At 53.4% G+C, this 21089-nt stretch carries 33 protein-coding genes, 1 tRNA gene and 1 pseudogene; 22 read left to right on the forward strand and 13 right to left on the reverse strand.

Features of this window, described 5'->3' with window-relative positions; all coding sequences use genetic code 11:
• Window positions 1–45: 45 nt before the first annotated feature.
• The 7 genes from BN1129_RS11280 to BN1129_RS11310 all read right to left on the reverse strand — a co-directional run bounded on the left by BN1129_RS11280 (window position 46) and on the right by BN1129_RS11310 (window position 5150).
• On the reverse strand, window positions 46–1119 hold the full coding sequence (locus tag BN1129_RS11280; RefSeq protein WP_042036558.1) for a coiled-coil domain-containing protein: 1074 nt from the start codon (window positions 1117–1119) through the stop codon (window positions 46–48).
• Window positions 1120–1182: 63 nt separating this feature from the next.
• Complete coding sequence (gene bet, locus BN1129_RS21835; protein ID WP_052449337.1) at window positions 1183–2160, reverse strand: phage recombination protein Bet; 978 nt, start codon at window positions 2158–2160, stop codon at window positions 1183–1185.
• A complete protein-coding gene (locus BN1129_RS11290; RefSeq protein ID WP_042036560.1) occupies window positions 2157–2999 on the reverse strand; it encodes a PD-(D/E)XK nuclease-like domain-containing protein in 843 nt (280 codons plus the stop codon). Before BN1129_RS11290 ends, bet begins: the two co-directional genes overlap by 4 nt.
• Window positions 2996–3361 carry a hypothetical protein gene (locus tag BN1129_RS11295; RefSeq protein ID WP_042036563.1) on the reverse strand — a complete coding sequence of 122 codons (366 nt, stop codon included), beginning with the start codon at window positions 3359–3361 and terminating at the stop codon, window positions 2996–2998. Before BN1129_RS11295 ends, BN1129_RS11290 begins: the two co-directional genes overlap by 4 nt.
• A gap of 312 nt (window positions 3362–3673) precedes the next feature.
• On the reverse strand, window positions 3674–3919 hold the full coding sequence (locus tag BN1129_RS11300; RefSeq protein ID WP_042036564.1) for a hypothetical protein: 246 nt from the start codon (window positions 3917–3919) through the stop codon (window positions 3674–3676).
• 214 nt (window positions 3920–4133) lie between these two features.
• Window positions 4134–4208: transfer RNA gene (locus BN1129_RS11305), tRNA-Pro, on the reverse strand.
• 303 nt (window positions 4209–4511) lie between these two features.
• Entirely contained in the window at window positions 4512–5150 is a 639-nt protein-coding gene (locus BN1129_RS11310; protein ID WP_052449338.1) for a helix-turn-helix domain-containing protein, read from the reverse strand.
• A 94-nt stretch (window positions 5151–5244) separates the two neighbouring features.
• Between BN1129_RS11310 and BN1129_RS11315 the strand changes: the two genes are divergently transcribed.
• From BN1129_RS11315 to BN1129_RS11340, 8 genes and pseudogenes are all read left to right on the forward strand, one after another.
• Window positions 5245–5463 (forward strand): hypothetical protein, encoded by a 219-nt coding sequence (locus tag BN1129_RS11315; RefSeq protein WP_042036565.1) that lies wholly within the window; start codon window positions 5245–5247, stop codon window positions 5461–5463.
• 152 nt (window positions 5464–5615) lie between these two features.
• Window positions 5616–5891 carry a hypothetical protein gene (locus BN1129_RS11320; RefSeq protein WP_244463047.1) on the forward strand — a complete coding sequence of 92 codons (276 nt, stop codon included), beginning with the start codon at window positions 5616–5618 and terminating at the stop codon, window positions 5889–5891.
• Window positions 5892–5895: 4 nt separating this feature from the next.
• Window positions 5896–6114, forward strand: coding sequence for a hypothetical protein (locus tag BN1129_RS11325; protein WP_042036569.1), 219 nt, complete (start codon window positions 5896–5898; stop codon window positions 6112–6114).
• A 50-nt stretch (window positions 6115–6164) separates the two neighbouring features.
• On the forward strand, window positions 6165–6323 hold the full coding sequence (locus tag BN1129_RS23820) for a hypothetical protein (protein WP_167335277.1): 159 nt from the start codon (window positions 6165–6167) through the stop codon (window positions 6321–6323).
• Window positions 6313–6558: a hypothetical protein gene (locus BN1129_RS11330; protein ID WP_042036570.1), complete on the forward strand. Its 246-nt coding sequence runs from the start codon at window positions 6313–6315 to the stop codon at window positions 6556–6558. The genes BN1129_RS23820 and BN1129_RS11330 overlap by 11 nt, the downstream gene beginning before the upstream one ends.
• 23 nt (window positions 6559–6581) lie before the next feature.
• Window positions 6582–6743: pseudogene (locus BN1129_RS24205) on the forward strand (helix-turn-helix domain-containing protein); the annotation flags it as partial.
• Window positions 6744–7091: 348 nt separating this feature from the next.
• Entirely contained in the window at window positions 7092–7316 is a 225-nt protein-coding gene (locus tag BN1129_RS24210) for a hypothetical protein (RefSeq protein WP_244463053.1), read from the forward strand.
• Between the two features lie 13 nt (window positions 7317–7329).
• Window positions 7330–7812, forward strand: a complete 483-nt coding sequence (locus BN1129_RS11340) for a hypothetical protein (protein ID WP_042036644.1) — start codon at window positions 7330–7332, stop codon at window positions 7810–7812.
• 156 nt (window positions 7813–7968) lie between these two features.
• Here BN1129_RS11340 and BN1129_RS11345 read toward each other — a convergent pair whose 3' ends face one another.
• The 4 genes from BN1129_RS11345 to BN1129_RS11360 all read right to left on the reverse strand — a co-directional run bounded on the left by BN1129_RS11345 (window position 7969) and on the right by BN1129_RS11360 (window position 11435).
• Entirely contained in the window at window positions 7969–9252 is a 1284-nt protein-coding gene (locus BN1129_RS11345) for a hypothetical protein (protein WP_042036573.1), read from the reverse strand.
• A 528-nt stretch (window positions 9253–9780) separates the two neighbouring features.
• A complete protein-coding gene (locus BN1129_RS11350) occupies window positions 9781–10269 on the reverse strand; it encodes a hypothetical protein (protein WP_042036574.1) in 489 nt (162 codons plus the stop codon).
• A 110-nt stretch (window positions 10270–10379) separates the two neighbouring features.
• Entirely contained in the window at window positions 10380–10709 is a 330-nt protein-coding gene (locus BN1129_RS11355; RefSeq protein WP_042036576.1) for a hypothetical protein, read from the reverse strand.
• A 105-nt stretch (window positions 10710–10814) separates the two neighbouring features.
• On the reverse strand, window positions 10815–11435 hold the full coding sequence (locus tag BN1129_RS11360) for a hypothetical protein (RefSeq protein ID WP_042036577.1): 621 nt from the start codon (window positions 11433–11435) through the stop codon (window positions 10815–10817).
• 383 nt (window positions 11436–11818) lie between these two features.
• Here BN1129_RS11360 and BN1129_RS11365 point away from each other — a divergent pair, with 383 nt between their 5' ends.
• From BN1129_RS11365 to BN1129_RS11380, 4 genes are read left to right on the forward strand one after another with little or no spacing between them, the layout of a single operon-like run.
• Window positions 11819–12262: a recombination protein NinB gene (locus BN1129_RS11365; protein ID WP_042036578.1), complete on the forward strand. Its 444-nt coding sequence runs from the start codon at window positions 11819–11821 to the stop codon at window positions 12260–12262.
• Window positions 12259–12576 (forward strand): Ref family recombination enhancement nuclease, encoded by a 318-nt coding sequence (locus BN1129_RS11370; protein WP_042036579.1) that lies wholly within the window; start codon window positions 12259–12261, stop codon window positions 12574–12576. The genes BN1129_RS11365 and BN1129_RS11370 overlap by 4 nt, the downstream gene beginning before the upstream one ends.
• On the forward strand, window positions 12573–12998 hold the full coding sequence (locus tag BN1129_RS11375) for a hypothetical protein (RefSeq protein ID WP_042036580.1): 426 nt from the start codon (window positions 12573–12575) through the stop codon (window positions 12996–12998). Before BN1129_RS11370 ends, BN1129_RS11375 begins: the two co-directional genes overlap by 4 nt.
• Window positions 12991–13689 carry a TIGR02642 family protein gene (locus BN1129_RS11380; RefSeq protein WP_042036581.1) on the forward strand — a complete coding sequence of 233 codons (699 nt, stop codon included), beginning with the start codon at window positions 12991–12993 and terminating at the stop codon, window positions 13687–13689. Before BN1129_RS11375 ends, BN1129_RS11380 begins: the two co-directional genes overlap by 8 nt.
• Window positions 13690–14079: 390 nt before the next feature.
• Here BN1129_RS11380 and umuC read toward each other — a convergent pair whose 3' ends face one another.
• On the reverse strand, window positions 14080–15360 hold the full coding sequence (umuC, locus tag BN1129_RS11390) for a translesion error-prone DNA polymerase V subunit UmuC (RefSeq protein WP_042036582.1): 1281 nt from the start codon (window positions 15358–15360) through the stop codon (window positions 14080–14082).
• The gene (gene umuD / locus BN1129_RS11395) at window positions 15357–15779 is read right to left on the reverse strand and encodes a translesion error-prone DNA polymerase V autoproteolytic subunit (RefSeq protein WP_042036583.1); all 423 of its coding nucleotides are present in this window, start codon (window positions 15777–15779) and stop codon (window positions 15357–15359) included. Before umuD ends, umuC begins: the two co-directional genes overlap by 4 nt.
• Window positions 15780–15949: 170 nt before the next feature.
• On the opposite strand from umuD, the gene BN1129_RS23340 reads away from it, so the two are divergent.
• The 10 genes from BN1129_RS23340 to BN1129_RS11440 all read left to right on the forward strand — a co-directional run bounded on the left by BN1129_RS23340 (window position 15950) and on the right by BN1129_RS11440 (window position 21051).
• Complete coding sequence (locus BN1129_RS23340; RefSeq protein ID WP_157013352.1) at window positions 15950–16447, forward strand: hypothetical protein; 498 nt, start codon at window positions 15950–15952, stop codon at window positions 16445–16447.
• Window positions 16447–16650, forward strand: coding sequence for a DUF3283 family protein (locus tag BN1129_RS11400; protein ID WP_042036584.1), 204 nt, complete (start codon window positions 16447–16449; stop codon window positions 16648–16650). Before BN1129_RS23340 ends, BN1129_RS11400 begins: the two co-directional genes overlap by 1 nt.
• A complete protein-coding gene (locus BN1129_RS11405; protein WP_042036586.1) occupies window positions 16647–17045 on the forward strand; it encodes a hypothetical protein in 399 nt (132 codons plus the stop codon). The genes BN1129_RS11400 and BN1129_RS11405 overlap by 4 nt, the downstream gene beginning before the upstream one ends.
• 136 nt (window positions 17046–17181) lie before the next feature.
• Window positions 17182–17706, forward strand: a complete 525-nt coding sequence (locus BN1129_RS22515) for a type VI secretion system PAAR protein (RefSeq protein ID WP_042036588.1) — start codon at window positions 17182–17184, stop codon at window positions 17704–17706.
• The gene (locus BN1129_RS11415) at window positions 17706–18572 is read left to right on the forward strand and encodes a DUF6402 family protein (RefSeq protein ID WP_042036589.1); all 867 of its coding nucleotides are present in this window, start codon (window positions 17706–17708) and stop codon (window positions 18570–18572) included. The genes BN1129_RS22515 and BN1129_RS11415 overlap by 1 nt, the downstream gene beginning before the upstream one ends.
• A 2-nt stretch (window positions 18573–18574) precedes the next feature.
• Window positions 18575–18988 carry a DUF6201 family protein gene (locus BN1129_RS24590; RefSeq protein ID WP_422614007.1) on the forward strand — a complete coding sequence of 138 codons (414 nt, stop codon included), beginning with the start codon at window positions 18575–18577 and terminating at the stop codon, window positions 18986–18988.
• A gap of 383 nt (window positions 18989–19371) precedes the next feature.
• On the forward strand, window positions 19372–19680 hold the full coding sequence (locus tag BN1129_RS23345) for a hypothetical protein (protein ID WP_157013353.1): 309 nt from the start codon (window positions 19372–19374) through the stop codon (window positions 19678–19680).
• Window positions 19681–19796: 116 nt separating this feature from the next.
• The gene (locus BN1129_RS11430; protein ID WP_005906222.1) at window positions 19797–20006 is read left to right on the forward strand and encodes a hypothetical protein; all 210 of its coding nucleotides are present in this window, start codon (window positions 19797–19799) and stop codon (window positions 20004–20006) included.
• Window positions 20006–20497 carry a lysozyme gene (locus tag BN1129_RS11435; RefSeq protein WP_042036593.1) on the forward strand — a complete coding sequence of 164 codons (492 nt, stop codon included), beginning with the start codon at window positions 20006–20008 and terminating at the stop codon, window positions 20495–20497. The genes BN1129_RS11430 and BN1129_RS11435 overlap by 1 nt, the downstream gene beginning before the upstream one ends.
• Entirely contained in the window at window positions 20497–21051 is a 555-nt protein-coding gene (locus BN1129_RS11440) for a DUF2514 domain-containing protein (protein ID WP_042036594.1), read from the forward strand. The genes BN1129_RS11435 and BN1129_RS11440 overlap by 1 nt, the downstream gene beginning before the upstream one ends.
• Window positions 21052–21089 lie beyond the last annotated feature (38 nt).

Below are 21089 nucleotides of genomic sequence, written 5' to 3' on the forward strand. Positions count from 1 at the left end.
TGGTCCTCTGGAATTGAAGGGCCCCGTTGGAGGCTTTCAGGGTGATCAGTAGTTGATGGCTAGGTTGGCGATCTTGTGGCTGGCGATGAGCTTGATGAGATTGATTGCTTTATCCTCTTCAATACCCAGGCCCATCAGGTCCATCAAAATGGAGCTGTGGATCCGGCCGCAGTGCTCGCGATCAGCCACTCTGCGGGCATTTTCTGCAGCGTTTTGGCGCTGTTCTTGCTCGATGCGCTGGCGCTCTATCTCGGTGGCGCGGGCGGCGGCCTCTTCGGCTTGGCGCTTGGCGTTGGCCTCAGCCTGCCGGCGGGCCAGCTCGGCGGTTTCGGCATCGCGCCGGGCCTGCTCTTCACGCTCACGGGCTACCTGGGCTTGGCGCTGTGCCTCCTGCTCGCGGTGCTGAGCTGCCTCACGTTCCAGGCGCTGGCGATTCTCTTCCTGAAGGCGAGCCTGCTCTGCTGCTTGTTCTGCTATCAGCCGTTCGCGATCGATGCGGTCCTGCTCAGCTTGCTTCTTGCGTAGCTCCTCCAGCTCAGCCTGCTCAGCTTCGTCCAGCGTCTCACCAAGGCGCTTGGTGGCCAGTTCCTTGGCCACGGTCGCCTGGGGCAGCAGCTCCTGCCAGCTATCGTCCAGTGCGGTCTGCTCGACCTCCTGCAGCATGGCCTGCAGGTTTGCGGCTGCGATTTCGACACTGGCAGATGCCCCCAGCTCATTGAGGCGAGTCAGCCGTGCTTGCAGGGTGGCAACCCGGGCAGCTTCTGCTGCTTCAAACTGGGTGAGTGGGGCGCGCACTTCGTCTTTCAGGGCATCCAAGGTGTCGCGGATCAGCTTGCGATTGGCGTCGATGCGGGCGGGGATTTCCTTGTATTTGGCAGTCAAGTCCTTGCCGAGGCCATCCAAATAGGTTTTGGTCTTGGCCACTGCATAGGCGACGCTGGCGATCTCCTTGCGCCCCTTGGTGGTGGTCACATCAGGCACCAGGCTTGCAGCCTGCTTGCGAATGTCGGCCAGCATGGCGTCAATACCATCCCCTTCGGTGAACAGGGTGACGGCGGCGCTGGGTTCGATGACAACCAGCTGGGTCTGGGCTGTGTCAGTCTTGGCTTGTTCGGTCATGGGGGGGTCCTTACTCAATAAAAAAGCCCGCTGGTTGGCGGGCTGGATTGGTTGAAGTGGTGGCTATGCTTGCGGCTGGTCAATTTGGCGCTTGCGCTCTCCGGCGATCTGCTTGATGCCGCTGATGATGGCGTGATCGCCGGTCTCGCTGGCCCATGCCCAGGCGCTGGTATAGGCCTGCTGCCACTCAGCCGTATCACTGGCCCCCTCGATGGCTGCACAGTGGTCGGCGTAGGCGTTGGCGTGGTCAATTTGGGCGGACGCTTCATGCTCGGCAGCCTGCTCGTGGTCTAGGGTGACCGGAGCGGTGTGCTGGCCGCGCATTGCATCCAAGGCTCGACTCTTGGAGGGAACGCTCAGGGGCGGCTGGGCGCTAGGGATCTCGTTGATGATGATTTCCTTACCCTCCATCTCCTCTGCGGTGGGCTCACTGCCTATCTCTGGCCATGCCTTGCGCAGGGATTGCGCCTCAGTGCACTTGGCGAGTTGGGCATAGGGGCGCTTACGCCACATGGCGTTGGGGCATTCAGTCTTGCTGCTCTGGGCAGCGTAGTTTTCCTTCCAGCGCTCCAGGGCATGGAAGGCCACCCGCTGCCCATTCACCATCTTGTAGACGGTGTACTTGCACCACTGAGGGTAGGTGACCTTGATCTTGGCGTTCTGGTTGTAGGGGTCTTGGAACTCCTCGGTCACATCTGGTCCGAACACGGGCTCGTCGGCGCCGGCGTAGTTGCCGGAGCGGTCAGCCTGGATCCGGTACATGCCGATCCCGGGCATCGGCACATCCCGCCATACTTTTTCCTTGGTGCGGGCATCGGTGACCTGCATGGGGACGAGGTGGACGGGTTTGAGCAGGATGTCCAGGCCTCGGGCCTTGCAGTAGTCGATGGCCATGACAACCGAGTCTGGGTTGGCGCCAGGGTAGATGGTGTTACACAGGGCGTTCCAGGTCGGCTCGTCAATGCCGCGCTGGACGAGGATAGGGAACTGGGCGGTGAAGTTCTCGACCGCCTGCTGCTTGATACTGGTGATGTTGCTCATGCTGCTCTCCTTGCCCATGCCGGGCGGGTAAGTGGTATCAGGTCGTGCCAGTCGTTGTTGACGCGGCACTCGTGGAATTTCTGCAGGTCACGGCGGTAGAGGTCTTTGCCTGACTCTTTCCACTCAGACTCCAGCGGGCGAACCCGTACCGGGTAGCGGCCACACTCAATGGATGAGCTGACCGCCAGAAAGATGAAGTCAGGCAATTCGCCGTAAATCTCGCGAAAGCCATCGGAATACATGGCGTCCTGGACGTGGTAGCGGAACTCCTCAACGTGGCGCTCGAAGCGGGCCATGTCGTCCACCTTCTTCACGTCGGCGAGGATGGGGAAGTTGCTGAGCTTCTTGTCTGGGCGGCAGCGGCAGAGCTCTTCTGTCTCCCGGTCAGTCCAGTAGAGCGATCCCTCACAGATGCCGTCCTGCTCCAACAGCCAGCGGGCATCAGGGTGGGCAAACACGCTTTCGCGCATCAGCTGCAGCTTGCGGTCATCCTCGAAGGAGAGAATGGTCTTGCCCAGCTCGGCGCAGTTGGCCAGAAACTCCCGTTCTTCTTCCTTGCCAGCGTTGGTGCGGCGGTTGAACTCAGGGGCGATAATGAAGCGATCCTTGAACTCTTCCGGCTCCAGCAGCAGGCAGTGCAGGGCGGTACCCATGTCCAGCGCTTTGAGCTTTTCCTCGTCAACCGGCGCACTTTTGCGCCAGATGTAGGTGGCTGGGCTCTCGGCAATGTCGTCGAGCTGGGATTTGCTGATCCCTGGTCCCGAGTGGTACTCCTCATTGGAGAGGCCAAGCACTAGGCCCTGCGGAACGGCTTGGCTGGTATCAACGGCTGCATTCATGCGGCGATCCTCTTTTGGTATTGCTCCCACTGCTCGTCGCTCATGGCGTCATGCAGGGCGGCGAGGTGATAGCCCCAAGCGTCATGGGCGAGGTCAGTCAGCCCAGCATCCACCACCTGCTGGATGAACTGCATCAGTGGCGTCTGCTCGCCGTCGTGCATCATCAGCCAGATGGCTTGGTTGTATTGGCGGTGCTGGTCGCTGCCGAGCTCACCCAATAAGGTTGCCGGGTCTGTTTCAAGCAGGCCTGCCTGCAAGAGTGGGCGGTTGTTCTCAACCCACTCGGCGATCCACTCAGCTTTGGCGTTGGCCTCAGTCTCTTTGCTGTCCAAAATGGCCAGCACGGCGGTTTCGGTGGTCATGGTCGGGGTCCTTTCGGTGGTTATCCGAAGGCGGCCACAGCTTCGACGCTATGGTGTTGCCAGCTCCACTAGAGCCGCCTTGGGATACCGGCTCGTAAGCCGGGATCCGTTCACATTCACACGCCGCATTCCGAATTGACGGGTTATCGGCGCATCCCTACCGGCATTGGGATTCGTGGTTGTGAGCCGGTTCCAGACTGTTAAAGAGCGAGCTCAGCCGAATTTGGCGTGAGCGAAGCCAAAGCATCCTTGCGGTGCTTGAAAAAGAGGCTTTGGCTACGGCGCTATCAGGGAAGCGCGAGACCCGAGAAATCAGACTGAGTGGCGGTGGAAATCGGCGCGCCAGTGGAGGAGGGCGCTGTGCTTGGTGAAGCCAGTGGTGCGCAACAGGGCTGCTCGGGCGGCAACGATATGGTGCTGTTCGGTTGCCAGCATTGCCACATGGAGGCGCTGCTTGATAGCGCGGCGGCGGGCGGCATTTCCGTTCAGTCGGTCAGCGATACTGGCAATGATCTGGTCGGCGCGTTTTGCGGCTCTGGAAAAAATGCTCTTGGTCATGGTACATTTACTCCTGTTGGCGAGTTGGTCCTCGCTGATACTCACTGGCTTTGGCTGGTCGAGGTCCTGATTGCTGGGGTTGGTCCCCCGGCATTCTACGACCGGGTGGTACCCGGTCCTTCAAAGCCCGCCTCGTGCGGGCTTTGTCGTTCTTACGCGCTGGTCAGGCGCTTGCCCTGGTATGGGCTGGGTCCTGATTGCTGGTTGTCTAAATTGGTCGGAGATACAGGTATCGAGCCTGTGAAGCCCTCATTCCAAACGAGGTGGCATACCGCTTGCCGAATCTCCGAAGTTGCCGGTTACGTCTCCGGCCCGGGCTCTCACCGTTCGTGTGGCATTAACCAAGAACTTCACCACGATTGGCCGCCTTCCACGCTGCCCCTTGCTGTTACCGGTCTTGGTTCGCTTTACCTCACGCTTCGAATCTCTCGTTAGGCAAAACTTACCGAACCCATAATAAGAAGGAATAACTAACAATGCAATGGGGTGGTAAGAAAAATTTAACTTCATGAGCGAATGCCGCACAGAACTCCGATCTGCGGGTAAGAAAAAGCCCGCCAATGGGCGGGCTATCTGCTTATGGTGTGGTGGGTTATGCCCGCCTCAGTTCGACCATCTTGCCGAGCACTGTTGCTTCGCTGGCCTTCAAGAAGCCGAAGTGCGGATCATCCACAACAAGGTTCATCCCATCCAGTGCACTCTTGGCTCTAAGCAGCAAAGCCTTGCCATTGTGGCGAACCAGCGCGATATCCTCAGACTCAAGCTTGCGCTGTTCCGGGGTCATATCAATAACAATGAAGTCGCCTTTGTGAATGCCGCTGCCAGCCAGATCATCGTTGGCTGCAACCACTGCGCACAGGTGTCCGCCATCCTCAACAACCAAGTGGCGACCGGTATTGATAAGCGGGATCGCATCACTGGGCTGGCCTTCAAGCGCTGCCAGATCCCAGATCGGTACCTGCGATATCTCTGTGCTCGATGCAAACTCGGCGCTGGCCTTGCCAACAAAAAGCCATATCGGGTCACAACCAAGCACCCTTGCAATACCAAGGACGCTACTGATCCTCGGGTCGGTGGTGGCTCCGTTGAGAATGGCGCTCAGCGTTGGCTTAGATAGGCCTGTCTTTCTCGCCAGGTCTGCCGGCTTGAGGCCTTTCTCTTCCATCAGTTGCTTGAGTCTTTCGTTAAAGGAAGACATCGATTTAACCATCTCGTTAGATTCAACAAACATACTCCATTATGCCCCGCCAGTGGTTAGATTTGTTTTTGTTGATTAGTTAGTTTGTTCTTACTAGTATTGATTGGTACAAACAAGAGGACCAACCATGCACATCAACGAGCCAATCAAATTTTTTGGCAGTGCGGCAAAGGCCGCTAATGCCATCGGTTACAACAGAGTTTGCTTTAACGACTGGAGAAAAAAGAACGGGGGAATTGTATCCCCGAAAGCCGCTGCGCTGTTTGTCAGGGCAAGTAATGGGGTGCTTGATTTCGGATTTAACGACTACACCAATGCCGACAAGGACGCAAAGGTAGCCGCCTGACCACCGGCCTGAACCATTACCAATAGAGGACCAACCCGATGGGACGAATTGCACAGCCAGATCATGAGAATCTGAGCACCCTTTCCCCTCTGCGAGTGCGCGGCAACCCGGCTCAGCGTCGAGTATGGCAAGAAGTCGGTGCCGAGTGTGGTATGACCGAAACCGCATTCGCTCGCACCTCGCTGCTGATCTTGCTCAAAGCCATATCACAGCACGAACCCCTGATCCTGGCGAGAGCCGTCAAACGGGCCAATCGGAACCTCATTGAGCAGGGATACCCACCCGTGACTGTCGAGGAAATTCTGGATGGATCCGGCCTGCCTGAGCGCGGCCTGCTGCAGTTCACCCCTGAGGATGAGGCGGCATACAACGAGGAGCGCCCGCTGCGCCCCCTGCAAAAACTCATCAATTTCGTTCTCGGGAGGTAACACCGTGACCACGCAAATCAGACCGCCACGCCCAGCATCACAACACGTCAGCGATCGCGACAACATCATCTTGAAGGCCGTGATCCACGAACTGGCGCTTGAACTGGATACATCCCTGATACCAACGGCCCATGCTGCCGGTACCGATCGGCAGGCACTGCGCCTGGCCCGCGAACTGCAGACCCGCACAGTTGAGCGTGCAGAGGCCCAACCCAGCGCATAACCACTATCTGCCCGCCTGACCAGCGGGCGTTTCGAACCAGGACCTGACCAATGACCAATCCAACCATGGACCATGGGGGACACCCCTTGCAACACGATCTCGATCACTGCCCGCAGTATGGCTGTGAACTGCGATCCGGCACTGACGATAACGCTTATGAGTGCCCCGCTTGCGAGTACACCGAGCAGGAGGTGGCGTATGCATCCTAAAGAGTTCATCGATCGCAATGTACGCCTGCTCCTACTGGCTGACGGATTTTCCGATGAGGCCACCCACCTGGCCTGCAAAGAGGCCGTGAGCCACTACGAGAAGACACCAGCTTTCCGCAAGGGGGCTGTGTTCTCGGAGTGTCTGCGCGTTGCCAAGCGCATGGCGAAGCTAGTCCAGAAAAAGCAGCGTCAGCAGGCGAGGGCGGATAAGAAGAAAGGGAGGGTGGCGGCATGAGCATGCTACTGATGGCCAAGGCCATGAGCATCAAAGTGGGAAACCCATTGCGAAAGCTCGTGCTGATCAAGCTGGCGGATAACGCCAGCGATACCGGTGAGTGCTGGCCGTCATACCAACACATTGCAGATCAGTGCGAGATATCCCGACGCTCAGTGATTAACCATATCGATGCATTGTGTGAAGTGGGGCTTCTGACAAAGGAGTCCCGAGTCGGTCCCAAAGGAAAGAGGTCCAATGTTTATGTGCTGACTTTGGATAGTGCAGGAGCTGCACATCCAGAGGTGCAGGAGATTCACCAGGGTAGTGCAGGAGCTGCACTAGGGGGTGGTGCAGGAGATGCACATAGAATCAGTAACTCTTTAGAACCAGTCATTGATCCAAAGATCCCCCCTGTATCCCCCCAGGGGGAAAATCGACCCGCAAGTGAAACCCCGCGACGGGGTACCCGTTTGCCGAACGACTGGAGGCTTCCAGGTGAGTGGGGGAGGTGGGCTATCCAGGAGACTGGGCTCCCCAGGGAGCGAATCCTGATGGAGGCGGCTACGTTCGCCGATTACTGGCAGGCGCTGCCCGGTGCCAAGGCCGTCAAGCTGGACTGGGAAAAGACCTGGCGTAACTGGATACGCCGGGCGGCCAGCTCGTTCCGAACAGCAGCACAGCGCAAGCCATTGGCCAACATCCAGGCTGCGCAGCAGGCCGCACAAGCTCTGAGAGAGTCGGGGAGGGGGGACTATGACGACAGCAGCCCGCTCTAACCAGACAACTTCCATGAGTGCACCAGGGGACGCGCTGCAGGTCAGTGCTCGCATGTCGGTATTCTTGGCTGAGGAGCTGCTGCCGCTGATGGCCGGGCTCTGGCCTGCGAGTTCCAACCTGCTGGACTGCAATGCCCGCGGCGTAGCGCTGGCGTGGGGGAGTCTGCTTAAGGGCTTCAATGCTCAGCAGATCCGCGAGGCGGTGCTGCAGCTCGGAGAGGATGCCGATCGACAGTTCGCGCCGCGGCCGGCGGAGGTGAGGGGCGTCATTCTGCGGAATAATCCTGTCCCCCGTGCTGCGCCAGTTGGCCGCCAGGTGTCTCTACGGGTATGTGAGATGGAGGCGGAGGTGAGGGTGTTTCTGCGGGATCGTGCAGTCCCTGCCGACTCATTGGCCTGGGAGCTGAAACAGGTGCTGGCTGAGAAGGTGCGCCAAGGAGCGACTATTACGGGGGGCGGGATTAGTCTGCTCAAGGAGCTGCCGGTTTCAGAGTAGACTCAGCACCACTCGGAGTTTTACCAAGAAACGGGGCAACGGGGGCGCAAGTTTTAAAGCGCTGTTCAAGAGAAGGAAGACACCGGCCTGAGGCCGGTGTATGTATATTATATGGTTTACAGACCTAATGTTATGGGTAAAGAATAAAGGGCGTTTCTATTCTTGCATTAGCTCAAGCTCGGTCATTTTAATATCAATATAATCAAGTAGCTCCGACGTGTCTTGGAATTGCTTCCACAGTAGAAATGACTTGTCTACAACCTTAAGTCTAGACCGAGTTAAATCATATTCGAAAACAATTGGCTTAGTGCGATTCTGTAATTGTAGGTCAACTGATTTATTTAGTGCGCCAGATAATTTTTTTAATGAAACTTCGTTTCTTTTTGGGTGTGAAATATTTATTTGGCGCCGAATAGCTTGGATCGGCAAACCCTCAATAAGGAATTTTTCATCAATAGTAATTAAAGTGAATAAGATCCATTTATATAGCTCTAGTTCTGTTGGTTGAAATCCAGCGCTAAAATCCATAAGGAATTTTGTAAATCTACCGGTATGCATATCTAGTACTGATTTTATTTCAGCGGTTATGTCAATATTCTCTGCAACATCGACATTTATAGCTTGAGTTCTATATATATCTTGGCTTTCACATACTTTCATGCATAGTTGCTGAACTAGAAATATACTTCCATTACATTTTTCTTTGACGTTTAATTTAAATTTTTCGGAGAATGAAATATTTAGCAATGCCTCACTAACAGAAAATAACTCATCAAAATTTTCATCTAGCCATAGGTCAGCATTAATTGAAACGATTCTACCGGCCAAGTCACCATTATAGGTTGTTAACCTGTCATCTTCTAACCAAACACCAATTATTATGAAACAAAAATGACTTTCTTCATGATATGCTTTTAATGCTATAGAAAAATCTACTTGAGTATCAATTGGCAGGTAATGGAAATCTTCTAAGACAATAAACTTTTTAAAATCAATTTCTTTAAGTGCTTTTATAACATCATTTGTATTTTCAAGATCTAATTCTAGGTTCTTTCTGTTGATCTGTTTCGCGACTTCGATGGTAATATCAGTACCAATTTTTGCACCAGCCAACTCTACAGATAGGCCAACTTTATTGGTACCTTTAATTGTTTTTGACTCTGATGTTATAATTGTATAGCCAGCATACTTTAAAATTGATTCATTGATATCTGAAATACTCCATATATTACTACAAGTAATTGAAATATAGTCAGTGTCGAGTAAGTTCCTTTTTCGTAGGGATGTTTTACCTTGTTTTGAACTACCATGAATAACAATATGAGTTTCTTTTGCTAAAGAGTTTATAAAAATATCATCTACATGGGGGCGAGAGATATAGTTCATAGGTAGATCGCGAGATGTTCTAAATACTGCATCGACTAAAACAACATTTTCCATATATAATTTGTCCTATTTCAATAATAAGTTATGTTTTATAATATTAGAAATACTGCTACATACGGCGGTAAATGCATTTGCTGTCGCCCCTAGAGTGCTGCTTTTGACCTGTGATCAGATGACAGTTCCTTGTTGTGTGGGGGGGGGGGTGTACGGAGCTTGGGTGCCGTACGGAAATCGTACCTCAAATGGTTCTGGTTGTTGAGCAAAATGAGCACTGAATCAGGAGGGGATCACAGAATTTGTGGGAGGTGCTGCCGGGGGAGTGGTGTCGCCATCTAGCACAAAGCTAACATCAACCCAAGACGGTAGGACATATCGGCATAAGATAGTGGCCAGAGTTACTCTGGAGGTGGGGGCGGGCATGTGACCTTGGCATAGGTTCAAGTGCTCTCCGACCGATGCTAGGAGACCGGGTAAACTGATGTTACATGTCTAATCATATTACTCTCAAGCCAGTATATATTAACCATAAAGTGTACTAAATAATAGATAAGAAACCTCTGTAGTTATATGGCTTAACGAATTCTAATACTCATTCTCTTCAATTTCTGATGTTATCATTATTTTTCTCAATTCATTTCTTATTGCTGACTTTTTAAAATAATCAATTTCTTCTTGGCTCCAAACTTCTTTGTTTTCTTCAATCAGCTTGTAAATTTTCTGTAGTCTATCCTCTGTCTCGCTTAATCGATTTTTTTTTGATTTTATGTGACGCTCATGAGCGATCTGAGCTTTATTTATTAGTCCTGAGCTAATAAGACCTCCACCAAGTGAGACTATCGAAAACATAAATGCGTTCTTTATAATATCAAACATGGCTTTATTGCCATTGCTTTGGAAGTGGGAGGTGATGTTGTCGAATATAAATATTGTAAATGCAGAAAATACACATAGGATAAAGCCGATTACAATGAATATAAATGGTCTTCTCATGAACTTATGGGTTATGCATAAGTAAAGGGAAGTTATAATTACTGCTAAATAAAGTACACTGACACCTATTGCTTCATACATATTCTGTCCCCTTTAAAAAATACATAATAATGTGGATGGTTTGTCGTTTTTTAAGTATGTAAGTATGATGACATTTCTCAGATTAAATATCCGAATGGCAGACTCCAGCTTCATGATGCAGTAGGCCCAGAACATATGATGGAGACTCTTCTAAAGATTTCATTTTGATGATATTCAAGGAACTTAGCCTGTTTGTGGTCGAACGGGCCGACGTTCTTGGGCAGCACAATACTCCACTGCTGTAGGGCCTGCTCGATACAGGGCTCGGCACACAGCAGATCGCCGGCGTAGGAGATGACAACATCACCTGGCCGAGTCAGCGTGAGGTTGATATAGGTCTGGTTCTTCGAGCCGTTGCGGTTGGTCATGGGCGACCAGATGTAGCCGCCCCCGACCTCTGCACTGTACGTTTGCTTATGGTTTACCCACCAGAATGCCACTGTAATTCCCTCGAGACTGCTGACTACGGTTAGAGGGGTTATGGTAACCCGAATGGTTCCGTTTGTTGAGGGCGTCAGCCCACCCTGAGGAGGCTGTAGGTGTAACTAGGTCCTGGTTTTAAGTGTTCGATTGATGAGCATCAATGAGTAAATAGATGTGCTCATATATAGCATATATAGACCTCCAACTATTACTACTAGTGACAGAATCAGGGGGCGGCCACCAAGTGCAAATAGGCCTTTATCTATTTGATATGTTAATGTAATCGCTCCGACAACCAAAAACAACAATCCAAAGAATAGATGGTAAAATCCAAAGAAATAATCCAGCAGGCCAACTTTAAGACGGTAACTACTATCATGGGTTTGAATCACTTTTGGATAAAGCTTAAGTGCATTCGCAAACTGGTTTAGCGTTCTCTCTCCATTAATTATTTCGTGAAGCATGAAAACTTGATCTATAAGAGATTTTCGTGCTCTTACACCGTATACACACTTAAAGTGCTCACACTCAATTTCCTCTTTGAGGTTCCTCTTGAATTGTGGGCTTATGTGTCTACTTTTTATAATGTTTTCTAGCTCTGTGACTCGCCTCTTCCTGTGTTCATGGTAGGCATTCAGTAAAGGGAAATATCTACGTGCAAGGCTAAGTGCAAAGGCTGCGACTAGAACTATAATATGGCCTGATTGAAGGTGATTAGTTATTTTCTCAGCCAAATCGAGCATGTGTTACCTCTTAATTTAAATTGTCAGTCATCAATAACTCATCATACATTGGACTCAATCTGATATGCATTGTTTTTATATGACATAGTTTGCGGTTTTAGTTAAGCATGCATCTGGGATGATGGTCACCCCGTTATGTATTGTGGATAGAGCAATGATGGAGATCGCTTCTGGTGCGTGACAGAAATTATCGATAGTGGGTACCATAGTCAGTGCCGGACCTAGACCACCCGGCTGTGTATGACCAAAAGGACCCAGACCATGACCAAACCACATACCCGAGATCTATTCGCAGCACGCCCACGCGGCTGTGCCAGCATCAAAAGCATCAAGTCTATCCCCCCTCATGTGAGCACCGAGAAGCTGATAGGGGAGGATGCTGCATGAGCGCCTACCCCAAGTATTTCCTCCGTAGCCCTGAAATCCGGTCCCGCGCTTGCCAGTTGGTCGCTGGCCTGCCGGTAGACCAGGACAAGCCGCTAGTCATCGAAATCAAGGAGATGACCCGCTCCCTGGCCCAGAACGCCATGATGTGGGCATCCCTGACCGACATCGCCGAGCAGGTGGACTGGCACGGCCGCAAGCTTTCCAAGGAGGACTGGAAGCACGTTCTCAGTGCTGCCCTGTACCAGCAGGACGTGGTGCCGAACATCGACGGCACCGGTTTCGTGGTGCTGGGCAAGTCCACTTCCAAGATGACAGTTCGCGAGATGCGCGATCTCATCGAGATGGCTCAGGCCTTCGGCGCCCAGCATGGTGTGCGGTTTGGGGACGAGTCGCGCCGCGGCTTCGACTGGGTGGCCGCATACGGGAGGGCTGCAGCGTGAGCAGGACCATGGCCGACAAGCAGTGGTTGGACGATGTGAGCTCGCTCGGCTGTGTCGCCTGCCGCAATGCAGGCCTAGGGCCGAGCCTTGCGGAAATTCACCATGTGCGCTCTGGCGTCGGGATTGCGCAGCGCGCCGCTCACACCCAGGTGCTCCCTCTCTGCCCGCGGCATCACCGAGCCTGTTATCCCACCGGTTTCCATGCCGCCCCCAAGAGCTGGCAGGCTGAGCACGGCAGTGAGGAGACCCTGCTTGCCCAAGTGGCCCAAGAGGTCGCCGAACTGCGCAAGAACACCATCGGGAGGGCGGCATGATCCACCTTTCCGCCCTCGATGCGGCCCAGCTGCTGGGTAACAGCCCCAAAGTCAGGAACGCAGCCAATAAGGCGCACATGATCCCCCACATAGAGGGTTTGCAAAGTCTAGTGCTGGCTCAGCTTGTCGGCTTCCCCGACCCGGTTACAGAGCTGCTGTTCCACCCCAAGCGCAAATGGCGTTTCGACTACGCCTGGCCAGCCAGCATGATCGCCGTCGAGATCCACGGCGGTATCCACTCCGGTGGCCGGCATACCCGGGGTCGGGGGTTCGTAGAGGACCGGGTCAAGATGAATGAGGCCGCCCTGCTCGGGTGGACTGTCATCGAGGCAACTCCCGAGCACATCAAGACCGGCCAGCTGCGTGCCTGGCTGCTCAAGGCATTTGACCAGAACACCAACCGAGGACCCGACCATGAGTAATGCAATTGAGATGGTGCTGCGCCTTTTCTCGCCGAAAGGGGCGCTCCATGAGCCATCGTCCGGGAGCGTCAGCAACCTGGGCCGTGACGAGTTCCTCGGGGCTTTACAGGTGGCCGCCAAGAACAATCCGCAGGGGCTCCAGTATCTGATGGCTGATCACCTGGGCGATGAGCAAGCCATTCAGGGGCTGCTGGCCCACTTTAGCACCACTCTGGGCAGCGGAGAGGCCGGTGGCATGGCCATGGCTATCCTGTTGCGTCGCCCCCTGCCAGAGCAGTTGGAGCGGCTAGTGTTGTCTCACCCGCACTATGACAAGGAGCGCCGCCGGGCTGCTGTGGTAATGGAGAAGGCCAAGCGGGCGCACCGTGCTGGGAATGACCACGAATACCGGCGCCTGCTGGATGAGCGGAACGGGATACTGGGCCTTGCCCGTGACCACTGTGTGGCTGAGATGATGCAGTCAGGCCGCTGCCCGCACTGCAATGGGACAGGACTACGCCCGCGCAAGGCGGATGAGTGCCCGAAGTGCCACGGTACCGGGCGGGTGGTACCGGATGCTGAGTTGGTCTCTCGCCGGTTCGGTGTGCAGATGCGGCAGGCGGTTGAGCATGCCGTTGATGAGGTGATTCACCAGGCGTCAGATCTAGCCAGGGTCATGGACCGGCAGGTGCGGGAGATGAGAGCCGCTTGAGTAAATGGTTGAAGCAATGCTATTCATTGTGGTGGGGTCAATACGCAGCTTGATGAGGGAAAATGGATAGCAGGCTGAAACCAATGGCTTTACAGGTCGCCGGATGGGGTTTGCTCTATGGCGACTTCTTCGATCTGCATTCAATCTCCGGTCTGATTGGGGTGTCGGACGCGGTAGCTGGCGACGTGTTGGTCTACCTGCGTCGTCTTAGCTACGTGGAGACAGTTGCCGAGACAAGGAGCTGCAAGCGTGAGCCTGGGAAGCGAAGCCCCCGTCGGGTTTTCATCAAGGTGATAGCCATCCATCCAGAGCCTCCGCCGAGAGCAGTAAAGGTGCCCTCTGACCCTAAGTGGGAGCCAGTCCAGCAGCAGCTGGCCAGGTTGGTTAAGATTATGCCTTCGCCGCGGGGAGCTCGCTGATGCTCGTTGTGTAGCGTGGGCTGAGCTTCTCTTGCTTCATCATCCACTCCCTGTTGTCCCGGCCACGGGCAGCAAAGTAGACCTTCCCCATTCGCCCCTGATTAATCCTGTCGATCACCTGCATGAGAGCATCGCTGCGGGGATCCTGCTGCTCGTTGATGAATAGGTCCCCCTGCTGGATGCCGGTAGGGGTGAAGTCGGCAAGCATGACACCGCCTTTCTGGTAGTGCTGCTCTTCAACCCAGATCCGAGATAGAAGGGGGGCGATCAGAGATAGCAGGGCCCGGGTGTCATTGGTGGGAACCGCCAGCTTGGTGCTGATCTGGTTGCCGTAATAGGGGGCCTTGTCACTGAACGGACTGGTGCGGATGAATAGGGTCACATGACGGCAGCACATTCCCTCCGCCCTGAGTTTTTCGGCGGCTCGCTCCATGTAGCCGGCCAGGGCTTGATGCATGGGCTCCATGGTGGTGATCCGCTCGCCAAAGGAGCGGGAGCAGATGATCTGCTGCTTGGCCTGGGCCTCTTGCTCCAGCTCGGCGCAGGGGATCCCCCGCAGCTCCTGCACCGTTCGCTCTACCACAACCCCATATCTCCGGCGAAGGGCCTTTGGATCAGCAGCAACCAGCTCGGCAACAGTCTTGATGCCCTGCTCGTTGAGTTTTGCCGACAGCCGCCGGCCGATGCCCCATATCTCATCCACCGGGGTGATGGCCATCAGGCGAGCGCGCCGCCCCTCGTTACGCAGATCTACCACACCGCCAGTGGCCGGCCATTTCTTGGCTGCGTAGTTGGCGAGCTTGGCCAGGGTCTTGGTTGGGCCGATACCGACCCCCACCACAAGCCCAGTCCACTGCTGCACCCGCTCGCGAACTTGGCGGCCATACTCCACCAGGTCGCCAGCCCAGCTCTCGCTCAGCTCGATGAACGCTTCGTCGATGCTGTAGACCTCCACCGCTGGCGCCATTCCCTCCAAAATCGTCATCACCCTCTGCGACATGTCGCCGTAGAGGGCATAGTTGCTGGAGAACCAGACGCCGCCGATCGCCTCGAAGAACTGACGGATCTGGAAGTAGGGCACACCCATCTTGATCCCCAGCTTCTTGGCCTCAGCCGATCGGGCTACCACGCAGCCGTCATTGTTGGAGAGCACGACAATAGGCACCCCCTTGAGGTCTGGGCGAAACAGGCGCTCGCAAGAGGCGTAGAAGTTGTTCACATCGACCAGCGCCACAGCGCAGCTTTTGTTCATGGGGCCGGCATTCTGTGGATGACGAAGGTAACCACGCCGAAAATCTCTAGGTTCTGCCCATCACAGAAGTGAATAGGGCGATATGCCGGGTTTCCCGGTAGGAGGCAGACCGACGGGCTGAGCTGGAGTTGCTTCACTGTGAACTCGCCATCAACGGCTGCCACGACCACGCTGCCATGAACTGGCTTGCTGCTACGGTCTACAACCAGCATGTCACCATCGCGGATCCCGTGATCCACCATGCTATCCCCTGCAGCTCGCACGTAATAGGTCGCGGCTGGGTGGGCAATGCAGAGCTGGTTCAGGTCGATGGTCTGTTCGACGTAGTCCTGGGCGGGGGAGGGGAAGCCGCACGCTGCAGGGGAGAGGAACAAGGGGATTTCCAATGTCGGGGCGTTGAAATCGGGAACTGCGTACATGTTTGGAACTCTATTGTGCTGTATATAAATACAGTATAGCTGCGCCAACGATGAAGATCATCATGGAGCGATTGGCTCCTGATTGCCGCAGGCCTATGCAGATACATTTGTCCCCCAGCGCACCATGGTGCAAAATCGTGACACATACACACGATTGTTCTGGGGGCATCATGATTGAGAATGAGATCGACAAGCGCTGCACCATGTGTGGAGTGCGTACCGCTGCTGCCACATGGATGTGTCAAGGTGAGGATATCTCGGAGATATCAGTGTGCAGGTGGTGCGCCACTAATGAGTTGCCACGATTAATAGCAGATGCCGTGTTTGGTGGTATGCCTGCCGGAGTAAGAAATGGTGCCTTTGGAAACCCAAGAAAGGATTCTGAAGATGCTTTTAGCGCTATATCAGCAAATTACTACAAGGCAATGTCACACGCAGCTCTGGGCGGGATGATTAAGCCATTGACGTTTAGCTGCCTCAGATGCAGTAAGCGGCAAACCGTGCCTGACGTAAGGGTTGTATCCTCAACAAAGAAACAATTTGTTCAGTGCGTAGAGTGCGGCTATGCGCACGAAATATCTTGGGCGTTGTCGGAAGATGTGACCGCAGTTGAAGATGATCCAATTCAATCTTTTAGCATTATTCGCAATGAAATAGGTGGTGCATAGTGAGTCAGGCGTCATTCAATCTGTGTTCCCTGCCGAAAGAGCAGCAGGAGAGAGTTGAGGTCGAGAAGGCCGCCGCCTATGCGGTATGGAAGGAAAGAAACCCCGAGATCAAGGTGCCAGCCGAGAGTGAGGCGGGGAACTACAAGGGAGAGATGCAGGCCTACTTCCTGCAGCAGGTGGAGCGGTACCGGAAGCAGAAATGACCGAAGAAAAAACACTCCTATTGCTGCCCAGCTGGTTTTTCAAAAGGCAGTTTATTGTATCGCTATGCATCTTCGTGGTGTTCCCCGTTGCAATGTTCCTCATAAAGCCATCGGCACATGATGTACCAATGGTTAATTGGCTGCTCATACCTATTGTGCTCCTGGCGATGGCCCTGCTGTACCCATACAGCCGATACGCAGTTCAATGGATCATTGGCTACTGGAATGGAGGTGAGCAGATCATCTATGACGGTTCAATAAGGGGATCGCTTGACCGGAAGTTTGCAAAGCTAATGGTGAGCTTGGTTTTCATGCTGATATTGGGCCCGCTGTGTCTCATCGTGCTGTTGGTGAAACGCTGGAGACAAATTGCGCGAGCGTCCGCTTCTGGTTGAATCACTGCCAAGCCGGTGCACTGAGAGGTCAGCACCATTGCATGCTTAGTTCCAACTCGCTGAGGTTGTGATATCAGGCTTCAAAAGAAAATCATTTTATTGTACTGTGCCCCTCATTTGAGGTAATGGAGCTCACATGTCAAAGCATGCAGCCAAGGTCGGTAACATTGGAACTGACCATGATGGCTTTCACCCCACGGCCATAACGGCTGGCTCTCCTGACGTTTTCATCGATGGTATCCCTGCTGCCAGGGTAGGCGATCCCCTAGCGCCACACGATAAGCCGAACCATCCACCACATCCACGCAAGATCGCTTCCGGTTCATCAACGGTTTTCGTTAATGGCAAGCCACTGGCAATTACCGGGGGGGCAGTTGATTGTGGTGGGGTGATCATTGGTTCTGGTACGGTCATTGTTGGGGACATTGCTCCTCCTGTTACTACTCCATTAAATATCGCAGGTTTGTTTGATGAGCACTTTTGTATCATGGATAGCGGGACAGGTACTCCGTTTAAACATCTAGCCTATGGTATGACGTCTTCAACAGGAATGGTTGAAGGTGTTGTTGATGCAAGTGGTAAGACCTCAAAAGTGAGAGGTAAAGCTGAAGAAGATTTAACCCTTGATTATGTATTCCAGATAAAGGTAGGACTTCGTTAATGACGGTCGCGAACACAAAGTTGTCACCCAGTGATAATACCAAAGGCCAAGAAGTAAAGGTTGATATATTTCATATTGATCAAATTCCCGATGCAATGGAAAAAATGGGTTGGAAGATAGCCCCTCAGCTTATGCGTCATTGGTTTAGTTTAAAGCCATCATACAAGTTTACAGAAGATACAAAAAGGGTGCTGCTGCGTGGTGATGCGAGAACGATCCCAAATGACCGATTCAACGATACAATAGTTAAAATGGAATGGGCTCGACCATTCATTAAAGAAAAATTGCAGGAGAGAATGAAAAACTGGAACTCTCCTGCCGGTATCGCTGAACTGCGTAATAGATTGGAATCTGCAGGTTACTCTCCAAAAATGTGTATTCCATTAGGTATGAGCGATAGTGCTAGGGTGTTGGATGCCACAGCACATGTGAATACGATTGGAGTTGGCGGTCTACTAGATACCATTGATGACTGGTATGGCGCTATTGGGAATGCGAACTTGAAATATGCGGTGAGTGGTTACTCTGGAACTCATCAAAATCGGTCTGCTTTTTTTGTTGATCGAGTCGGAGTATATATAAAAGATACGTATGACTTTGTGGATGATAATAGGTTTACATCTGAACCATTGGGCGTGTGGAGTAAAGACCGCGTACTTACTAAGGCAGAAAGTTCAGCGTACTTATCTTCTTACGGTGCAGGTCTTTTCGGGATCTTAGCACGTAAATGGAGTGGGTTTGTCCCTGTGTATAATAGTGATTTTAGAGAGTGGCAAGATAAACATAATGCGGGAGGTGACTTCATTGTTTTCTCCGATGTGCTTTGGTTACAGCCGCTCCCTCATCAGAGAATTATATATCTATGAAGATGTTAGCTAAACTGATGGCGATGCTTTTTTTAGCATATTGGCTACTGCTTGCACATGTCTCGTTGACCTTTTCAGACAAGAGTGATCCCATTAGTGAGGTCTCAAAAGATGGTCAGTACAAGGTCTTCTTGAGAGACATGTCTCCAATAAACCCAATAGGGTTGTATTGTCTGCTAACTACAGAGTCGCCAATATACTTTGCCTTATATAATGCCAATGGAGATTATATAGGGCAATCATCCCCCTTTACATGTTATGGGAAGTGGAATGATGTCCCTTTCCGATTCCCAGGGGAGAAGTTTACAACTGATGTAAATAGCTTTGTCGTTTTTGATGACGAGTATAACGGCGAGTTGAATGTAAGCACAGTAAATAAAAGATGGTGGAGTGTCTTGCTTTCACCCTTCAATTAAAAGAGCAGTAAGATCCTAGATGTAATGGAGGGGTGACATTATGAGGTGAGCGCGATGCTTGTCTGATAATGGTATATAGTATGCGAACTTGGTGGAGAGTGATTTTTGATAAATTGCTAGGGAAAAAGGGAGTGTCTAGCCCTCTGGACATGGACTCAATCTTCAAGGGTTCTGGTGCCACTGCTGTGCTGGCTCAGGCGTACCGTGGGTACCCAGCCTCACTGCCACTAGATGCTGGAATAGGGGCTTACCTAGTGCGCTTCTTGGTATCCGAAGGCTGCATGGAGAGGCTGACACTAGCACTTTCTCAGATAGGATATCTGGTGAGTCCAGGGCTGAATACGCAGGTCATAGAGCGATCAGATGATCCTTTGGATAGGAAGATGGTGCTATTTCTGCATCCTTCCTTTGCTGGAACGGTAGTCTCGTTTGCCAGTGATGACCTCAATGTACTTGAGGCTCTCCAACAGACAAGGTTAGCCCCACCTCTCCCAGCAGACTCATTCCCATGGATTGATCCCGAAGCTCTGGGGTCACTGCAGGGCGACGTGGAATACTGGTGGATGAATTTTTGGTTGCCATTCTGGGTGTCTTTGAACCAAGAAGAGCAATTAGCCTTGGACCTTGAACCCGAATGGCGTGAATTCGTGGCGATTCATCATCCCTCTGCACTCTCGTCTTCCGCTGGTTGAATCCCCGACGTCCCAGCGTTAGTATTGCTCAAAGATGGCCAGAGTCCCCGTGACCCTGGCCTTTTTCATTTCTGGCCCGCCTCGTGCGGGCTTTGTCGTTTCTGGAGGGCGAGTAAATGGGGAAAGAAGAGGAGTTCGCGACGGCTGCGGCTGCTGCCGGTGTGGCAAAGTCCGCACCGCCAGTGGTCGTGTCCGGCATGACGCTGGCCGGGTACTCGCTCAATGACTGGGTGCTTGCGGCCACGTTGACGTGGATCGCGGTCCAGATGGGCTGGTTCATCTGGTCGAATATCATCAAGCCGCGCCGCCAGCAGGGAGGTGCATAGTGAGCAAGGTCCGCATCGCAATCGCTGCTCTCACGCTGAGCGCAGCCGGCTTTGTGGGGATCCTGAATCGGGAGGGGTATGGCCCAGTGGCTTATCCCGACCCGGTACACGGCACCAAGCTTCCCACTATCGGGTTCGGGAGCACCGAAGGGGTCAAGATGGGCGACACCATTACCCCTGTTGCAGCGGTGAATCGAAGCCTGCGGGAGGTGCGGGTGTTCGAGGATTCCCTCAAGGCCTGCATCCAAGCACCCCTCCATCAGTATGAGTTCGATGCCTATGTCGAGCTCTCCCACAACATTGGCCCAGGGGCCTTCTGCCGCTCAACCATCGTGAAGCGACTGAACGTTGGCGATTATCCCGGGGCGTGTGAGGCAATCCTGTTGTTCAAGCGCTCGGGCACACAAGACTGCTCTGCGCCGGGGAATCGGGTATGCCCTGGGCTGTGGAAAGACCGGCTGCGCCTCAATGCCAAGTGCAAGGGGGAGTGATGGTGACGATCCCGCAAAGCAGAGCATTGCCGTTCCTGGCTGGCGCCCTGGTGATAGCAGCATTGGCCGGTGGCGGGGTGGCGCTCTACCAGTCCGGTCATTCCGATGGGGAAGAGGGGGAGCGCAAGACCTGGCAGGCGAAGTGGAATGAAGAGGCCACCAGGCTCGCCATCGCCAAAACCAAGGCTGAGCAGGAAGCCCGGGAAGAAGAGAATCGCCGGCAGGCTGAAATTGATGAGGTGAGAGAGCATGCACAAGAAGAAATCGCCCAGGCACAAGCTGATGCAGCTGCTGCTGGCGTTGAGTCTGGCCGGTTGCGCGAGCAAGCCCGCCGCTTGGCAGCCCGAGCAAGTCAGTGCGCCAGTTATCCCGGCTCTACCCAAGGAGGCCCGGCAGCCGAACAACCTGCAATGGTGCTCGCCGACCTGCTCAGCCGGGCTGATGAAAGAGCGGGTGAGCTGGCAGCAGCGTATGACAGAGCTCGAGCATCAGGACTAGCCTGTGAACGAGCCTATGACTCCCTGCGCACCGCGACCATGAAACCCCGCCCATAACTGCGGGGTTTGTCTTTCTGGGGAAGGGGAGAAGGTGA

It is taken from the genome of Aeromonas popoffii, assembly GCF_000820025.1.
GTDB lineage: Bacteria > Pseudomonadota > Gammaproteobacteria > Enterobacterales > Aeromonadaceae > Aeromonas > Aeromonas popoffii.

Coding starts and splice junctions, on each gene's coding strand:
- BN1129_RS11405 (WP_042036586.1), top strand. CDS start 16,647: ATGACCGAAGAAAAAACACTCCTATTGCTGCCCAGCTGGTTTTTCAAA.
- BN1129_RS11365 (WP_042036578.1), top strand. CDS start 11,819: ATGAGCGCCTACCCCAAGTATTTCCTCCGTAGCCCTGAAATCCGGTCC.
- BN1129_RS11415 (WP_042036589.1), top strand. CDS start 17,706: ATGACGGTCGCGAACACAAAGTTGTCACCCAGTGATAATACCAAAGGC.
- BN1129_RS11430 (WP_005906222.1), top strand. CDS start 19,797: ATGGGGAAAGAAGAGGAGTTCGCGACGGCTGCGGCTGCTGCCGGTGTG.
- BN1129_RS11330 (WP_042036570.1), top strand. CDS start 6,313: ATGCATCCTAAAGAGTTCATCGATCGCAATGTACGCCTGCTCCTACTG.
- bet (WP_052449337.1), bottom strand. CDS start 2,160: ATGAGCAACATCACCAGTATCAAGCAGCAGGCGGTCGAGAACTTCACC.
- BN1129_RS11300 (WP_042036564.1), bottom strand. CDS start 3,919: ATGACCAAGAGCATTTTTTCCAGAGCCGCAAAACGCGCCGACCAGATC.
- BN1129_RS11345 (WP_042036573.1), bottom strand. CDS start 9,252: ATGGAAAATGTTGTTTTAGTCGATGCAGTATTTAGAACATCTCGCGAT.
- umuC (WP_042036582.1), bottom strand. CDS start 15,360: ATGAACAAAAGCTGCGCTGTGGCGCTGGTCGATGTGAACAACTTCTAC.
- BN1129_RS11380 (WP_042036581.1), top strand. CDS start 12,991: ATGAGTAATGCAATTGAGATGGTGCTGCGCCTTTTCTCGCCGAAAGGG.
- BN1129_RS11320 (WP_244463047.1), top strand. CDS start 5,616: ATGACCGAAACCGCATTCGCTCGCACCTCGCTGCTGATCTTGCTCAAA.
- BN1129_RS11280 (WP_042036558.1), bottom strand. CDS start 1,119: ATGACCGAACAAGCCAAGACTGACACAGCCCAGACCCAGCTGGTTGTC.
- BN1129_RS11310 (WP_052449338.1), bottom strand. CDS start 5,150: ATGTTTGTTGAATCTAACGAGATGGTTAAATCGATGTCTTCCTTTAAC.
- BN1129_RS23345 (WP_157013353.1), top strand. CDS start 19,372: ATGGTGCTATTTCTGCATCCTTCCTTTGCTGGAACGGTAGTCTCGTTT.
- umuD (WP_042036583.1), bottom strand. CDS start 15,779: ATGTACGCAGTTCCCGATTTCAACGCCCCGACATTGGAAATCCCCTTG.
- BN1129_RS23820 (WP_167335277.1), top strand. CDS start 6,165: ATGACCAATCCAACCATGGACCATGGGGGACACCCCTTGCAACACGAT.
- BN1129_RS24590 (WP_422614007.1), top strand. CDS start 18,575: ATGTTAGCTAAACTGATGGCGATGCTTTTTTTAGCATATTGGCTACTG.
- BN1129_RS11295 (WP_042036563.1), bottom strand. CDS start 3,361: ATGACCACCGAAACCGCCGTGCTGGCCATTTTGGACAGCAAAGAGACT.
- BN1129_RS23340 (WP_157013352.1), top strand. CDS start 15,950: ATGATTGAGAATGAGATCGACAAGCGCTGCACCATGTGTGGAGTGCGT.
- BN1129_RS11340 (WP_042036644.1), top strand. CDS start 7,330: ATGAGTGCACCAGGGGACGCGCTGCAGGTCAGTGCTCGCATGTCGGTA.
- BN1129_RS11440 (WP_042036594.1), top strand. CDS start 20,497: ATGGTGACGATCCCGCAAAGCAGAGCATTGCCGTTCCTGGCTGGCGCC.
- BN1129_RS11290 (WP_042036560.1), bottom strand. CDS start 2,999: ATGAATGCAGCCGTTGATACCAGCCAAGCCGTTCCGCAGGGCCTAGTG.
- BN1129_RS22515 (WP_042036588.1), top strand. CDS start 17,182: ATGTCAAAGCATGCAGCCAAGGTCGGTAACATTGGAACTGACCATGAT.
- BN1129_RS11315 (WP_042036565.1), top strand. CDS start 5,245: ATGCACATCAACGAGCCAATCAAATTTTTTGGCAGTGCGGCAAAGGCC.
- BN1129_RS11350 (WP_042036574.1), bottom strand. CDS start 10,269: ATGTATGAAGCAATAGGTGTCAGTGTACTTTATTTAGCAGTAATTATA.
- BN1129_RS24210 (WP_244463053.1), top strand. CDS start 7,092: ATGGAGGCGGCTACGTTCGCCGATTACTGGCAGGCGCTGCCCGGTGCC.
- BN1129_RS11360 (WP_042036577.1), bottom strand. CDS start 11,435: ATGCTCGATTTGGCTGAGAAAATAACTAATCACCTTCAATCAGGCCAT.
- BN1129_RS11375 (WP_042036580.1), top strand. CDS start 12,573: ATGATCCACCTTTCCGCCCTCGATGCGGCCCAGCTGCTGGGTAACAGC.